The organism is Microcystis sp. MC19 (assembly GCF_003019735.1).
Taxonomy (GTDB): Bacteria; Cyanobacteriota; Cyanobacteriia; order Cyanobacteriales; family Microcystaceae; genus Microcystis.
In genome coordinates this window covers 3,073,385-3,087,055 of record NZ_CP020664.1, presented here as the reverse complement: position 1 = coordinate 3,087,055, position 13,671 = coordinate 3,073,385, and the positions used below count along the sequence as shown (strand labels likewise).

Sequence of the window (13,671 nt, the reverse complement as noted above, 5' to 3'; positions counted from 1 at the left end):
CCTAGGGGGATTTTGGTAAATTAAAAAATTGTTTTTGGCAATGCGCTATCCTGTTAGAATCGAAACGACAGCAGCGATCGAGGAGTGAAAAAAATATGGCGGCGGGCGATCAAGAAAATCCCAGAATGCCCCTAGATAAAGTGATTTTTGTCATTGCTTGCGTCTATCTAGGTTGGGTGGTGGCATGGCTAATCAGTCAAAAAAACGCCCCTATCTCTCAAAATGGCACGATTTACCGGGAAGATCAAAAATTTATCGCCTATCTGCAATCATCCCTTGCTATTATTGATCGCCAAGGTCAAACTTCCTCCCCCGATCCTGATCCTGATCCCCAAAATAACCCTTCTCCGGTAGCCACAGTTCCACCACCACCCCCCGCTAATTTACCGGTGAATAATAGTCCTAGGATAATAGAAAGAATTTACGTTCCCGTTCATCCCCAAACCCCTGAAACGGCTGCCAAAATTGCCCCACTTACCCCCGCAAATCCCGACATTTCCGCGCCACCATTGCCAGCTGCCCCGCAAGTGCATCGGCAGACAGCCGCGGTTATTCCTACCAATAATCAGGTGAAAAATACCCTAGTGGGGGTGATGGATTTAGGCGATCAATCTTCAGCTTTATTTGATAATCAGGGGATAACGAAGCGTATTTCTCCCGGGGAATTTATCAACGGTTGGACTTTAGTGGAAGTTGGTAGTCAACAGGTTATTTTGTCTCGCAACGGCCAAACGAAAGTCTTAGAAGTGGGACAATCTTTTTAGGATGAACTAGCCGCTGGGTGGGATTATCGGGTCTTCTGAACTCAAGCTGAAGATAGAGACAATTAGAACAGACTTTAGAACTAGGAAAAAATCTATCAATCTCCATCAATAAAACACCTTATTAACCAACACTTTATTAACGAAGCCAATAAAATATAGCGATAATAATACTCAGAATTACCACGGTCTGACGCAGATAACTAGGAGAGATAATTCTAGCTAGTTTTCCCCCCAATAAACCCCCGATTAAAGAGCCAATTGCTACCACTATCGCCGCCGACCAATACACCTGATTAGAAAAGAGGAAAAACCCAGCCGCCGCCACGTTAACCACCAAAGAAAGCACCTGTTTTAAAGCATTTAATCTCGTGAGATTGTCCTTGAGAAATAAGCCCAAAATTGCCAACTCGATCACACCTAAGCCCGCTCCAAAATAACCACCATAAATTGAAGCGAGAGCGATGGGTAAAACCGCTAAAATTTCTGGTATATGACCATTCTTGTCCCCCTGTCGCCGCTGCAACCAAGAGCGTAAAGTATCTTGAAAAGCCAATAAAGCCGCCGCTAAAAGAATCAGAAAAGGAATCAGGCGATCAAATACTTGATCACTGCTATTTAACAGCAAAATACCACCGATAATGCCGCCAATAACTGCCGATGGTAGTAATAACCGAATCCGTTTTTGTTGCCCGTGCAGGTCTTTTTTTTGGGCGAGGGTTGCCCCCAGATAACCAGGGCATAAAGCGACGGTATTAGTCACATTTGCCATTACCGGTGGGATTCCCACCGCCATCAGCGTCGGAAAAGTAATCAGACTACCGCCACCGGCAAGAGCATTAATTAAGCCGGCAGCCACCGCAGCGATTGCCAAGAAGCCATACTGAATAGGCGTGAGCATTTAGGCGTTAGGGACAGTAATTAGGGCTAAATCAATTTTTTCCTCGTCAACTTGCTTAATTTCGGCTCTAATTCCTGGGCCAAAGTATCTTTCGATTTTCTCCTGTTTTGCCAGCCACTTTTCTAGGGGTAAAAGGGGCGATTCAAATTCTAGGGTGAGACAATAGGCGGAATCAACAGCAGTTTCACGAATTGCCACTAAAGTGGGTCTTTCCTCGTCCGTGGGGCTTAATCCCAGCTTTTCTAGAGCTTCATCCAGATGCACTTCCTGTCCGTAGCGATAGCGGGTGACATCGTTGCGAAGTTTGGTTTGGGTGACGGTAGCCTGTTGTTGGCGCAATTGCAAGATTTCGGGGCTAGTGGGTTGACTAAAGGGGATAGGTTGGATTTCTGAAGCTTTTAGGGCTAAACCTCCCAATAATAACGGTAATCCGTAGAAAAACCCCGCTAAATTGACCGTGGCGTTACCTTGGGCATAACCGATAATCCCGATAACCGTTAAAATACTGCCTAAAATTAAGCCAAAGTATGATAGTCTAATTTTTCTGAGCATGAAATAATTTTTTTCTTGAGTACGCTAATCCTTTAGAGATTATACAACTCAAAAGAATCTTTTTGGCAGAGGGGCAGTGGGGAGATTTTTCAGTTATCAGTAAACAGTCATCAGTCATCAGTGAAAAGAAAGCGGCGAACTTGCCACTTAATAAGTAAGTAATCTGAATTAATTGTTAGATAGTGGCACAGGCTTCTGGTTCTTTGTATTTTAGCTACTTAGTTGATGATAAGTAGGTGGGTGGAATTAAATATAAAATAAACGTAGGTTGGGTTGAAGCATGAAACCCAACGCCCGCATGGGTTACGCTACCGCTAACCCATCCTACAAATAATTGTGCCTACCTACTTAGGTGGTGCGTCAGGAATTTTTGCCGTCTAACGCACCCTAAGTTTTACTATTGCCTATTGCCGATGTACTCGCAATTTCTCAATTAATTGAGATAATTTCTGGTCAGAAGCGGCAGTGATAAAGTCTAATTTAAACTTTTGTCCCTGACTGAGATATTCTGCATAACTAGACAGAAGAAAAGGACGAAATTTCTCATTATCGGCAATATAAACTTCAAAAAAAGCCACCAATAAAGCCCCCGCATAATCCTCGATTAAATTTTGATCGGGTAAAGTGATATTGACCACAGACTCCAGGGTTTTTTGCATTCCTGCATCCAATTCTGTAAAATTTACATGAGCTTGTCCCTCGACCATGGCCAGATATTTATCCGGGGTTTTTAACCAAGTAAAAGGAATGGCCTGTTCAAAAATCGGATTAGCTGCTGGGTCATAACTTCCGGAACCCAAGAGGACAGGAATCGAGATTTTACTTAAACCTTTTTCTCCAAAAATACTGCGGTTAACGGGATTAGCTGCAAAGACAGCCGTGACTCGTTCATCGCGAAAATTATAGACCTGTCTAGGCAATTCCAGGGCGCGACATTCCAGTAAAATAGCGATATTAATCCCGGAGTAAGGACGATTACAATCTTGGGCGAGATTATCAAAATCAATTTGTGCGCCGGCAACAGCTAGAGATGTATAACCTCCAAAGGAATGACCCGCTACTCCCACATTAGTGAGGTCAAGTTTACCTTGAAATTGACTAGCATTTCGTCTGGCTAATTCATCGATGACAAAGCTAATATCTTTGGGTCGATTAATAAACTCATTGCCATCAAAAATATTGCGATAATACCCCCCTAACATTCCTTGTAGGTATTGGGTATCACTGCCGGGGTGTTGCGGTGCCGCTACTAAAAATCCGTAGGAAGCTAGATGTTCAATTGCTTGGGCATAATCTTCCGGTCGTGAGGCTAATCCGTGGGAAAAAATAATTACAGGTGTTTTGCCTTCTCGGAAAGTTTGCGGGATATAAACATCCACATATAAACTGCGATTGCGACTGCTATCGGTTAGGTTCCAAACTTCTTTTTTTACCTGAAAGCTACCGCGCTGACGCAGATCGGGTAAACTGGTATAATTAATCGGTGGTTTAACGACAGCGGCTTCCTCAGCCGTCCAGAGGCGCATATCTTTAATAAATAGTTCCGCCACATAAACCGCATAATCGATGGTTTTAGCTAATCCGAGGATTTCTTCCCCCTGTAACTGAATATTATTGGGGAATTTTTTCAGCACATTTAAAAGGGTTAATCCTCCCGGCTCGAAAGCGGCACTAACAATCGCACCCCGCAGGGCATATTTACCATTAATTCCCCCTTCAATGGTGATGCCTTTACCCAAACGAGAGAGCATATCAGCACCCATCACACTATTAAAAAAACGGGATAGTAAAACAGGATTGATGTCAATCTTTGTTAATAAAGCCTCACGAAATTTGTCTCTTGCTTCGGGAGTTGCTCTGGCCAGAAATCTTTTTAAATTAGCATCGATTTTTCCTTCTTTAGCAAAGGTTTCTAGGGATGCTACCGATACGGAAAAGACGAGGGGAGTATAGACAAATTCAATTTCTTCGGCGGCTTTTAGGGGTAAAGCGGTCATACCCGCAGCGAAAAGACCTAGGAGGAAAGCGCGCAGCCGACGGCTGGGATTATTTCTAGGAAAACGATTTTGTAACTGGGAGATAATCATGGGATGTTGAGTTAGGTTAGATGACAACAATTAAAAGAAAAAAGTGGTAAAGTGAGTGATTTCTATAGCCAACAAACATTTATAAATTGCTAGGTAAATTAGAATAAAAAATCATGAGTAAAACCTCGATATTTTCCTGTTAAAAGCATAGAATAATCTGGAAGATTTTGGTTCTAGATTATTGGGGATTTGTCAATATACTATCTAGGACTGATTGTAAATTAAAATTGTTTTTATGTCAAGATGTAAACCATTAAAAAATAATCATAAGTACAGTAATTTAATAAGTGAAAGTGATATATTTTGAGATGAAAATAATCAGATAGGTTTTTTGACTGGGATAAATTGCTAATTATTGCGAATGTGAATATCTTGCTGCGGGAAGGGAATCTCGATACCCTGTTGAGTAAACCTATCAAGAATAACACAATTAACATCACTAATTACTCGCTTTTTCCTGTTAACATCATCCAACCAGAACTTTAATTCAAAGTTTAAACTAGAATGATCAAAATTAAGAAAAAAAGCTACTGGTTGCGGGTTTTTAAGTATGTGAGGATGTTGATCGGCAATGTCTAGCAATAAACTCATCACCTGTGGTGCGTTGGAATTATAACCAACTCCGATAACAATTGAACAATAAATCAAGTTATCACTACCCGTATAGGTGGTGACATCCTCAGTAAAAAACTTTTGATTGGGAATAATTTTTTCGGAATTGTCTGTAAGGATTTGCACTGTTGTGGCTCGAATACCTAACTTTTTTACCTGAGAAGTCTGTCCTTCAATATTAATTATATCACCGGGTTTGAGAACTTTTTCAAATAATAGTAAAATACCGCTAATAAAATTACTGACCACTTGCTGCATACCGAAACCAATACCCACCGATAAACCGCCAGTAATTGCCGCTATTGCTGTTGCATTAACTCCCACATAACCCAAGATGAGAATAAAACCTAAGACAATGAAAAAATAACGTCCTAACAGTAAAGTTGCTTCAATTTCACCGCGACTAGCTTGCTGATTTAAATTAGTAATACTCAGAATTATACTCTCTATAAGAATAACAATAATTACCAGAAAATAGGGAGCTATTATCAAAATAAATATGCTTCTCAATGTGATCGGACTATTAAATAAATTAAAGGGAGATACTTGAGCAATTTCCTTAATATTATTGTAGAAACTAATAATCGTTTTCAGGAGGAATAATACCAATAAAGGTGCTAAAAGCCGCCAATGATAATATTTAATTGTCTTGACGGAGAACCTGGCGTATAATCCAGCTAATAAACCACGATAAACTAAATAAAACCACATTAATTTTATGGATAAACTAATCATTCCTCTTGTCCAGTTTTGACCGAAAAAAATCAGATAATTTAGGTTAAGTAAAATCAGGCTAATAACTGGAAAATTAAGAAACTGTATCAGGATAGCAAAATATTGACGGAGGGTTAACTTTTCCTTACTATGGATCAAACTGGTAACGTGAGGAAATCTTTTTTCTAAGTAAGACCATAACCATTTTGATAATAACCAAGCAACAATTAAGGAAAGAAAAATAGTCGTTAATTGATTTTGAACATTTCTGCGTCCTAAAAATAATAATTGATTAGCAATTATTTCCGAAAGAGAGGGGATATTATTGTTCATATTAATTTGTTTTCCCGACTTCTTGATCAAGCTCTGATTGAATATAAAGTGTCAGTTTTTCGGCCGCTGCTGAGGAAGATATTTCACCAGCAATCGCTCTTTCATACCAAAATTCTCCTTCTTCTAAAATTTGATTCGATTTTTCCCAATCATCCAGAGGAACTGCCACAACATTTTGAGATTGTTGTAATAATACCGATTCGATCGGTAGTAATTTTCCTTCGATCTGCACCCGTCGATTAGTGGGAATAAAACTTTCGGTTTGGATGATTGCTTGTAATTGTTGTTCGGGATTAGTGAGAAATTTTCCTAGAGCCAATCCCAAACGATTTTCATTATCACTATTATTGCGATTAAATACCATCACCCGTGTATAGAGAATTGGTGCTGCTTTACCTTGAGTTTCTTGGGGAAGTAAAGCGACTCTGAGATCATCTTGGAGGCTATTTTTTAAATCGGCAATTTCAATAGAATTACACACATAATAGGTTAAGCGGCCTCCAGCAAAGGCATCATGGAGTAATTCCCGTTGACGATTGAGGATAAAATTAGGCTGTGACGAGGCAAATTTTAGCCATTCTAGCCATTTTGCCCAACCATCCAAGCGAGGTTGCAGCCTACCCTGATCATCCCACAAATAGCCGCCAAAAATTGCCATTCCCCAAAAAGTATCTTCAAAAGAGGAAACTATCCCCACAGAATAGCCTTTGCGCGCACGTTCCACTAATCCCTCCAAACTGGTGGGAGGTTGCTTCAGCAGCGGATCGGTACTAACTTGTAATTTTTTTTGATTGTAACACAGTACATTAGTACGAGAACCTAAAGGAATGCCATAGATTTTTCCTTGATAGCTAACTTGTTTCACGGTCGGGGGATAATAAATAGATAAATCTAGATTTTTCTGGTCAATTTCCTCCAGTATCCCTTCGGATACTAATCTGGGTATATTTCTCGAAAAAATTAGAATAACACTAGCACCTAATCCGCTTTGAGATTGTTTAAAAAAACGTTCGGGTATCTCATCGATAGGAATAGCTTGTTCGAGAATTGTCACTTGCGGATTTAATTTTTCAAACTCTTGCAAACCCAGACCTAGTATTTCAGTTAAATTTCCCTCTTCTGGATACCAAACCGAGAGAGTTCCTTGCAGTTGCTCCGATGATTGATTAGGGAGATCACTAAAACAGGCATAAAGAAAAATTGGCATCAGGATAAAAAGCAATAGGAGCGATATAATTCTCCTTATTTTTTTACTTCTCCAAACAGTTTTAACTCTGAGCCTTAGAAATTGCATCGCTCGTGATCCTTCAAAAATCTTGCCATATATTCATGATACATGAAAAGGTGAATAATAATCCTCATCAGAAAAATAATTAACATGATTTTTTGTCAAGAGCCACCAGTCTAGCAACAACCCCAGTTACTATCGGCTGCCATAATAGAATTAGTCCAAAACGCCCTGCAATAACTATAAAATCTAGACGAGGAAAACACCCCATGACCCATCACTACAGCATCACCATTCAATGGTCAGATGAAGACCCAAAATTTATCGCCCATCTCCCTGAGTTTAGACCCTATACTCCTACCGATGGTGAAACCTACAATGCAGCCCTACAAAATGCCCTTGAAGTTCTAGATCTCCTTATCGAAGACTACACTACACGGGGCAAATCTCTCCCACATCCCCAGGCTATTTCCCCATAGCTCAAATATCCTCTATTACATTTCAGTCAGAACCGACAACCCCGAAATAAATGATGAAAACGTCAGCCAATAAGTAATTTTTGCTTTATTATGAGAGTAATCCCCTAAACCGTTAGAGGCGTAAGGCTTACGTCTAAAACTTACTAGCAAGGAGTTGTATCATGGAATCTTTTTTGATGTCATTGGCTACAGGAGTCACGATTATTTTAGGGGGAGCGTTGGCCCGTGTGGGGGAGCTTGTCTTAGATGGTTCCCTTGAAAAACTGAAAAATTTAATCGTAGCGAAGTCTCCTGATACTTTAAAAAAGTTGGAATCGGCCAATCAAAATCCTGCTTTGTTACCTGAAACGATTGAGGTAATGGCGACTTGACTAGAAGATCCAGAAATACAAAAAGTTGCAGAACAAGTGGTTAAAGAAAATCAATCTAATCCTTACGTTATTAATCAGTTTACTGACTTAGAAAAAATTCTTAACTTTGCTAATCGGGATATTAATATTGATAAACAAATTAATAATTTTTGACTACAGCCGCCTGTAGGGGAGCAGGTTAAACAAAACCCTGCTAACTTAGATACAACGAGTGAGAGTTCCAAGTCTATTTCGACTTCTCTTTCTAATCTTGATTACGGCATTGAAAGTCTATGTAAATTGAAAGCAATTTTCTACAAACTTAAGGGAGATGCACGTCAACAGGAGGGGAAAGTTAATATAACAGTTAAACAATTATCAGAATGGATTCAGGAAATTCAATCCGCAGAATCACAATTTGATCAAGTTTTAAATTTATTGGAGGATGATGATGATTCAGATTCATAAAAATCAAACTAATTCGGCTCAGGCTAGTAATTCTGAAACAGAGTTAAATTCTGAGAATTTTGATCAGATTGCGCCCAAAAAACATAATCCTAAAATCTATCAAAAGCTTTTTAAAAAAGCTCAAGATATTGGTGATAAACAATCTGAGGTTTTTGCTCTTGGCCGGTTAGCAATGATTTATCAATCTTGGGGTCAATATAGAGAAGCAGTACAATATCTTCAGCAACAATTAGTAATTATTAGAGAAACTAATGATCGGTATTCGCTGGCGAATACTTTAGGTAATTTGGGAGCGGCTTATCAGTCTTTAGGGCAGTATCAAGAAGCAATTACACATCTTCAAGAACAATTAGCAATTGCTCAGGATATCGGCGATATTCTTGCCCTAGCAAATGCTTGCGGAAATCTGGGGATTACTTATCAATCTTTAGGACAATATCAGCAAGCAATTGAATATTTTAAAAAACAATTAGAAATTGCCCAACAAATTGGCGATAAAAAATCAGAAGCAAATGCTCTGAGCAATTTAGGTATTTCTTATAAATATCAAGGCGATTTTGCTCAAGCAGAATCTCTATTTTTCCAAGGATTAAAAATCCATGAAGAGTTATTTGGTGGCAATAATCCTAGTGTTGCTTCTAATCTCAACAATCTGGCGAGTCTTTATCAAGATCAGGGGAAATATGCAGAAGCAGAACCTCTTTATCAAAGAGTGCTGGAGATTCGGGAAAAGCAATTAGGAAAAGAGCATCCTGATGTGGCGACCAGTCTCAACAATCTGGCGGCTCTTTATCACGTTCAGGGGAAATATACAGAAGCAGAACCGCTCTATGAGCGATCGCTGGGGATGATGGAACAGCTATTAGGAGCCGAGCATCCTCATCTAGCAACCAGTCTCAACAATCTGGCGGAACTTTATCTCGCTCAAGGGAAATACACAGAAGCAGAACCTCTCTTTTTACAATCGCTGGGGATGATGGAAAAGCTATTAGGAGCAGAGCATCCTCATGTGGCAACCGTTCTCAATGGTCTGGCGGAACTTTATGCCTCTCAAGGGAAATATGCAGAAGCAGAACCTCTTTATCAAAGAGCGCTGGCGATTCGGGAAAAGCAATTAGGAGCAGAGCATCCTCATGTGGCCAACAGTCTCAACAGTCTGGCGATTCTTTATCAGTCTCAAGGGAAATACGCAGAAGCCGAACCTCTCTATCAAAGAGCGATTGCTATTTTGATAGCTACACTAGGCGAAAATCACCCTAACACTGAAAAAGCAAAAAATAATTATAATCTGATGCTATCCCAACTTCCTGATGAGGAATTAAGCCAACGCTTTTCCCCCGAAACGGTCGAAATTCTGCGTGACCTAAGACAAAATTAGCCACTTTTTTGAAGCATAAAAAACATGAACATCAAACAGCAACTACTTAAAGAAAATGAAACTCAAACCATGAATAGTGCTTGGAAAAATTGGGTTAAAGAAGTGCAATAACTATCGCCTTCCTCTCAGTCAGAACCGACAACTTATCAAAAACACCTACTAGAAAAATATCGCAAGCAAGGCTGAGAATTATGATTTTATGCGATACAAGTATATCCCCCTCGCCATGGCACGCTATAATCGTCATCTCAGGAAAATATTGCTTCGAGGGTTTTTTGGTTTAGACATAAATGATTTCAGCGACTCAATTTGAATTTCCCTTATCTAAGGCTAACTATCTGCTCAACCACACCACTAAAGCAGGCGTTGGTGGAGATAAACGTAAGTTTTGGCGTGAAGTTATCGGATTTGATAATCCTGAAGCGATTCGAGAAGCTATACTAGAGACAGTATCTCTCGAAATATTACAAAAACAAGATACAACAGAGTATGGTGAGCGCTATCGTGCTTATGTTAAAATCAGGGGATATTCCGGTAAATTACATCAAATTCGTACTGTTTGGATTATCCTGGCAGGAGAAGATGTGGTGAGATTTGTCACAGCAGTACCTTCTAGTTTCAATCAATAAAAGTTTAGAGTAATAAAAATGAGTAAGTTTAAATTATTTGATGATATTCAACTAACGGAAGATATTCCCTTAACCGATGGTGGAATTGCGCCTATCGGTACAGTTGGAGCAATTGTAGAAGTTCTGAAAAATGGGGAGGCTTATCTAGTAGAATTATTTGGGAATTGGGTTAAATATGATGAACAAGGAAATTTTGTCTCAGCCACTCAAGCAGAAAAAGAAGCATTTATGGAGACAATTGGCGTAGAAATTGTTTATCCTAATCAATTAGTGTTAGCTGTTCCCGCTAAAGAGATTATGCAAGTTACGGCTTAGATCATTACTAAAGTTGTCATATCGCCTTCTTCTCGATCAGAACTGAAAAGCCCAAAATAAATAATGAAAACGTCAGCCAACAAGCAATTTTTGCTTTATTATAAGACTAATCCCCACAAACCGTAAGCGATTTATGTATCAAGTTACCGTTGATTACGCCAAAGCCAACCTAGAAGAACTCTGCGATCGCACTGAAAAAGAACCCGATGGAGTAGTGATCGTTCGTGAAAATCGCAGTTATATTCTCATTACTCAAGAAGAATGGGAATCCTTAGCTGAAACCTCCGAACTCATGCAAGATCCCAAACTATTACAACATATTGCATCAGCACGACGAGAATATGCCGCAGGAGAAACCCTCACAATGGAACAAGTATTTGGATGACAACCTACACAATTGTCTTTTCTAAACAAGCGCGAAAAGATACCGACGAACTCACCCAAAAACAGAAAGTAAAACTTCAAGAAATTTTAACTAACATAATTGCAATTAATCCCTATATTGGCAAATCCTTAAGTAGGTGGGTGGAATTAAATATAAAATGAACGTAGGTTGGGTTGAAGCATGAAACCCAACGCCCGCATGGGTTACGCTACCGCTAACCCATCCTACAAATAATTGTGCCTACCTACTTAAAAGGCGATTTAGAAGGCTTGTATTCCTATCGCCTAAATCGAAAAGATCGTCTGCTTTATGAAATTTATGAAGACGATAAAACTATTCTGATTATTCGTACCAAAACACACTATGGAGATTAGGTAATAGCGGTCATAACCACTGAATTCATCCCCGTTTATAATATAGCTTGATCCTGTTAGGCAAAAATAGTAGTGATGCCGATCACTACCAAGAAAAAGACGGAAGAAATGCACTTCAGGAACTAGCCAAATTCAATCAAGGAGACAACCCATGAATTATCACTATAGTATTTTTATTCAATGGTCAGAAGAAGACAACAAATTTATCGCCCACCTCCCTGAATTTGGCCCCTATGCTCATACTCATGGTGAAACCTACCATGCAGCTCTACAAAATGCCCTTGAAGTTCTAGATCTCCTTATCGAAGACTACACTGCACGAGGCAAATCTCTCCCACCTCTCCGGGCTATTTCCGCATAGCCCAAATATTCTCAGTTCAGTAATATCTCCTAGTATTTAACCGTTCATAGAACATTTTATACCATGATCTCGGAAAAGCCAAAATAAACTTCAAAAGAACCCGATGGAGTAGTGATCGTTCGTGAAAATCGCAGTTATATTCTCATCACTCAAGAAGAATGGGAATCCTTAGCTGAAACCAGCGAACTCATGCAAGAACCCAAACTATTACAACACATTAGACCTCTTGCATAAATCCGAAAACAAACGATAGAAAAAATAATGGGAGGGACTTTCAGTTAATTATTTATTAGTAGTTGATAATCTTCAAAAATGTTGCTGTACAAGGATCGACTTAAGACTTTTGCCAGAGGTCTATTCAACGGATTTAGTATTACAACTATTTGCTGTCCAATCAAAAATCCCCCTAGAAATCTAGAGGGATCGAGGGATATATGGAGGGCAATTTAGAAGTAAATTGTCCCACCCCAACGCTCGTCTAGACGGGGAGCAACCAACAGATAAGCGGCGACGTTATACACATCATCTTCCGTCAGATTGCGTAATTCTGGGAAGATTTCCGGACGGCTAACATTGGGATGGAACTCGCTTAGATCATCTTCGCCATCGTAGCTGGTGGGATGTTCTAGATAATCAATCAATGCTAACAGATTATCTCTGGGGGGTTCCGCTTTTGCCAGATCGGCCAGACCCAAACTGACATTATTATTGGTTTTGGTTTTACCTTGCAGGTGGCACTTAGTACAATTGGCGATAAAAAGTTTCTGTCCTTCCGTCGCTTGTTCCGAAGTCAAAGTCACCGATTCCCCGGCATCATTGAGGGTGATGGTGAGGGTTTCTTCATCGAGTTCTAAGGCACTAGCGCCGTTAAGATTGAATTGTAATACAAAAAAGACTACAGCGATCGCTGCCACAATCAAACGTTTGATCATTGTTCTCCTACTCGCAATTGTTCCAAGAGGGGGGATTTTAAGGTGACTAAAAAATTTTCTCCGATGGGAGGGTGTCGATCGATTCTAAGTGATCACGGACACCGAGAAGATCCCAGTTGGGAATAAAGTCAAGGGGACGTTTCCGTTTTCGAGGCGGTTACTCCCGATCGTTTGGATAAAATCAGTGAGATAATTGCTTTAGCATCTTCTAGGGCGAGATTAGTCTGCCGATCTTTATAGGAGATGCCTAATTGGTCGCAAAGTGACAACACAGATTCATCGGCCAGATCGTACTCTGCCGCAATATCAGCGATCGATAGATCAGCAAAACCCATAGTCTGACGCACCCACCAAGGATAGAGAATACTTATTAGTTACCATAATTATCATGCCATTGCCGGGGACATTCTTAACAGTGATCAGTTATCAGTGATCAGTTATCAGTGATCAGATGTGAGTTTTCAGTTCACTGATTACTGATTACTGTTTACTGTTTACTGGACGGCTACGCCGTGCCTTTGGCAACACTGAAAAAAGCTCCCATCACCCCACACCCCACACCCCACACCCCACACCCCACTTCCCCATCACCCTACACCCCACACCCTACATCCCACTTCCCCATCACCCCAAACCCCCAAAATTCCCTAATTTGACCGACTTTCGCCTTTTTATTCCCTAAGATAGAGACTCGTGTAAACAAATTTAATTAAAATCGCAAAAAACCTGAAAAAATACTAAAATGTGATTAAGAATGTTATTTTTAGCCTTGTAAGGCTAAATCTTTCTCGATAACATTGTAATCATACCTC

General features: G+C 39.9%; 18 protein-coding genes. 11 read left to right on the top strand and 7 right to left on the bottom strand.

Features of this window, described 5'->3' with window-relative positions; translation table 11 throughout:
* The first annotated feature begins 95 nt into the window (after window positions 1-95).
* Window positions 96-764: a hypothetical protein gene (locus B5D77_RS15780; RefSeq protein WP_008206410.1), complete on the top strand. Its 669-nt coding sequence runs from the start codon at window positions 96-98 to the stop codon at window positions 762-764.
* 136 nt (window positions 765-900) lie between these two features.
* Here B5D77_RS15780 and B5D77_RS15775 read toward each other — a convergent pair whose 3' ends face one another.
* The 5 genes from B5D77_RS15775 to B5D77_RS15755 all read right to left on the bottom strand — a co-directional run bounded on the left by B5D77_RS15775 (window position 901) and on the right by B5D77_RS15755 (window position 7,254).
* On the bottom strand, window positions 901-1,662 hold the full coding sequence (locus B5D77_RS15775; protein ID WP_008206411.1) for a sulfite exporter TauE/SafE family protein: 762 nt from the start codon (window positions 1,660-1,662) through the stop codon (window positions 901-903).
* Window positions 1,663-2,214 (bottom strand): DUF2854 domain-containing protein, encoded by a 552-nt coding sequence (locus tag B5D77_RS15770; protein WP_106909172.1) that lies wholly within the window; start codon window positions 2,212-2,214, stop codon window positions 1,663-1,665.
* A gap of 404 nt (window positions 2,215-2,618) precedes the next feature.
* Complete coding sequence (locus B5D77_RS15765; RefSeq protein ID WP_008206417.1) at window positions 2,619-4,301, bottom strand: alpha/beta hydrolase; 1,683 nt, start codon at window positions 4,299-4,301, stop codon at window positions 2,619-2,621.
* A gap of 348 nt (window positions 4,302-4,649) precedes the next feature.
* On the bottom strand, window positions 4,650-5,960 hold the full coding sequence (locus tag B5D77_RS15760; RefSeq protein WP_008206420.1) for a mechanosensitive ion channel family protein: 1,311 nt from the start codon (window positions 5,958-5,960) through the stop codon (window positions 4,650-4,652).
* Between the two features lies 1 nt (window position 5,961).
* On the bottom strand, window positions 5,962-7,254 hold the full coding sequence (locus tag B5D77_RS15755) for an extracellular solute-binding protein (protein ID WP_106909171.1): 1,293 nt from the start codon (window positions 7,252-7,254) through the stop codon (window positions 5,962-5,964).
* 203 nt (window positions 7,255-7,457) lie between these two features.
* Here B5D77_RS15755 and B5D77_RS15750 point away from each other — a divergent pair, with 203 nt between their 5' ends.
* From B5D77_RS15750 to B5D77_RS15710, 10 genes are all read left to right on the top strand, one after another.
* The gene (locus B5D77_RS15750; protein ID WP_106909170.1) at window positions 7,458-7,667 is read left to right on the top strand and encodes a type II toxin-antitoxin system HicB family antitoxin; all 210 of its coding nucleotides are present in this window, start codon (window positions 7,458-7,460) and stop codon (window positions 7,665-7,667) included.
* 161 nt (window positions 7,668-7,828) lie between these two features.
* Entirely contained in the window at window positions 7,829-8,038 is a 210-nt protein-coding gene (locus B5D77_RS27320; RefSeq protein ID WP_253851982.1) for a hypothetical protein, read from the top strand.
* Between the two features lie 279 nt (window positions 8,039-8,317).
* Window positions 8,318-8,485, top strand: coding sequence for a hypothetical protein (locus B5D77_RS26280; RefSeq protein WP_008206427.1), 168 nt, complete (start codon window positions 8,318-8,320; stop codon window positions 8,483-8,485).
* On the top strand, window positions 8,469-9,863 hold the full coding sequence (locus B5D77_RS15740; RefSeq protein ID WP_008206429.1) for a tetratricopeptide repeat protein: 1,395 nt from the start codon (window positions 8,469-8,471) through the stop codon (window positions 9,861-9,863). The genes B5D77_RS26280 and B5D77_RS15740 overlap by 17 nt, the downstream gene beginning before the upstream one ends.
* A gap of 290 nt (window positions 9,864-10,153) precedes the next feature.
* Window positions 10,154-10,492, top strand: coding sequence for a DUF6883 domain-containing protein (locus B5D77_RS15735; RefSeq protein WP_008206433.1), 339 nt, complete (start codon window positions 10,154-10,156; stop codon window positions 10,490-10,492).
* 18 nt (window positions 10,493-10,510) lie between these two features.
* On the top strand, window positions 10,511-10,807 hold the full coding sequence (locus B5D77_RS15730) for a DUF4926 domain-containing protein (protein WP_002763537.1): 297 nt from the start codon (window positions 10,511-10,513) through the stop codon (window positions 10,805-10,807).
* 133 nt (window positions 10,808-10,940) lie between these two features.
* On the top strand, window positions 10,941-11,192 hold the full coding sequence (locus B5D77_RS15725) for a type II toxin-antitoxin system Phd/YefM family antitoxin (RefSeq protein ID WP_002763538.1): 252 nt from the start codon (window positions 10,941-10,943) through the stop codon (window positions 11,190-11,192).
* Complete coding sequence (locus B5D77_RS15720) at window positions 11,189-11,353, top strand: hypothetical protein (RefSeq protein ID WP_008206442.1); 165 nt, start codon at window positions 11,189-11,191, stop codon at window positions 11,351-11,353. The genes B5D77_RS15725 and B5D77_RS15720 overlap by 4 nt, the downstream gene beginning before the upstream one ends.
* Window positions 11,354-11,428: 75 nt before the next feature.
* On the top strand, window positions 11,429-11,566 hold the full coding sequence (locus B5D77_RS15715) for a type II toxin-antitoxin system YoeB family toxin (protein ID WP_253851985.1): 138 nt from the start codon (window positions 11,429-11,431) through the stop codon (window positions 11,564-11,566).
* 151 nt (window positions 11,567-11,717) lie between these two features.
* Entirely contained in the window at window positions 11,718-11,927 is a 210-nt protein-coding gene (locus B5D77_RS15710; protein WP_008206452.1) for a type II toxin-antitoxin system HicB family antitoxin, read from the top strand.
* A gap of 446 nt (window positions 11,928-12,373) precedes the next feature.
* Here the strand turns inward: B5D77_RS15710 and psbV are convergent, their stop codons facing one another.
* Both psbV and B5D77_RS15695 read right to left on the bottom strand, forming a co-directional pair.
* Complete coding sequence (gene psbV, locus B5D77_RS15700) at window positions 12,374-12,859, bottom strand: photosystem II cytochrome c-550 (RefSeq protein WP_008206456.1); 486 nt, start codon at window positions 12,857-12,859, stop codon at window positions 12,374-12,376.
* Between the two features lie 128 nt (window positions 12,860-12,987).
* The gene (locus B5D77_RS15695; protein ID WP_004268575.1) at window positions 12,988-13,194 is read right to left on the bottom strand and encodes a hypothetical protein; all 207 of its coding nucleotides are present in this window, start codon (window positions 13,192-13,194) and stop codon (window positions 12,988-12,990) included.
* Window positions 13,195-13,671: the final 477 nt, after the last annotated feature.

Coding starts and splice junctions, on each gene's coding strand:
- B5D77_RS15695 (WP_004268575.1), bottom strand. CDS start 13,194: ATGGGTTTTGCTGATCTATCGATCGCTGATATTGCGGCAGAGTACGAT.
- B5D77_RS15765 (WP_008206417.1), bottom strand. CDS start 4,301: ATGATTATCTCCCAGTTACAAAATCGTTTTCCTAGAAATAATCCCAGC.
- B5D77_RS15770 (WP_106909172.1), bottom strand. CDS start 2,214: ATGCTCAGAAAAATTAGACTATCATACTTTGGCTTAATTTTAGGCAGT.
- B5D77_RS15750 (WP_106909170.1), top strand. CDS start 7,458: ATGACCCATCACTACAGCATCACCATTCAATGGTCAGATGAAGACCCA.
- B5D77_RS15730 (WP_002763537.1), top strand. CDS start 10,511: ATGAGTAAGTTTAAATTATTTGATGATATTCAACTAACGGAAGATATT.
- B5D77_RS27320 (WP_253851982.1), top strand. CDS start 7,829: ATGGAATCTTTTTTGATGTCATTGGCTACAGGAGTCACGATTATTTTA.
- B5D77_RS15740 (WP_008206429.1), top strand. CDS start 8,469: ATGATTCAGATTCATAAAAATCAAACTAATTCGGCTCAGGCTAGTAAT.
- B5D77_RS15780 (WP_008206410.1), top strand. CDS start 96: ATGGCGGCGGGCGATCAAGAAAATCCCAGAATGCCCCTAGATAAAGTG.
- B5D77_RS15725 (WP_002763538.1), top strand. CDS start 10,941: ATGTATCAAGTTACCGTTGATTACGCCAAAGCCAACCTAGAAGAACTC.
- B5D77_RS15720 (WP_008206442.1), top strand. CDS start 11,189: ATGACAACCTACACAATTGTCTTTTCTAAACAAGCGCGAAAAGATACC.
- B5D77_RS15735 (WP_008206433.1), top strand. CDS start 10,154: ATGATTTCAGCGACTCAATTTGAATTTCCCTTATCTAAGGCTAACTAT.
- B5D77_RS15760 (WP_008206420.1), bottom strand. CDS start 5,960: ATGAACAATAATATCCCCTCTCTTTCGGAAATAATTGCTAATCAATTA.
- B5D77_RS15755 (WP_106909171.1), bottom strand. CDS start 7,254: ATGCAATTTCTAAGGCTCAGAGTTAAAACTGTTTGGAGAAGTAAAAAA.
- psbV (WP_008206456.1), bottom strand. CDS start 12,859: ATGATCAAACGTTTGATTGTGGCAGCGATCGCTGTAGTCTTTTTTGTA.
- B5D77_RS15775 (WP_008206411.1), bottom strand. CDS start 1,662: ATGCTCACGCCTATTCAGTATGGCTTCTTGGCAATCGCTGCGGTGGCT.
- B5D77_RS15710 (WP_008206452.1), top strand. CDS start 11,718: ATGAATTATCACTATAGTATTTTTATTCAATGGTCAGAAGAAGACAAC.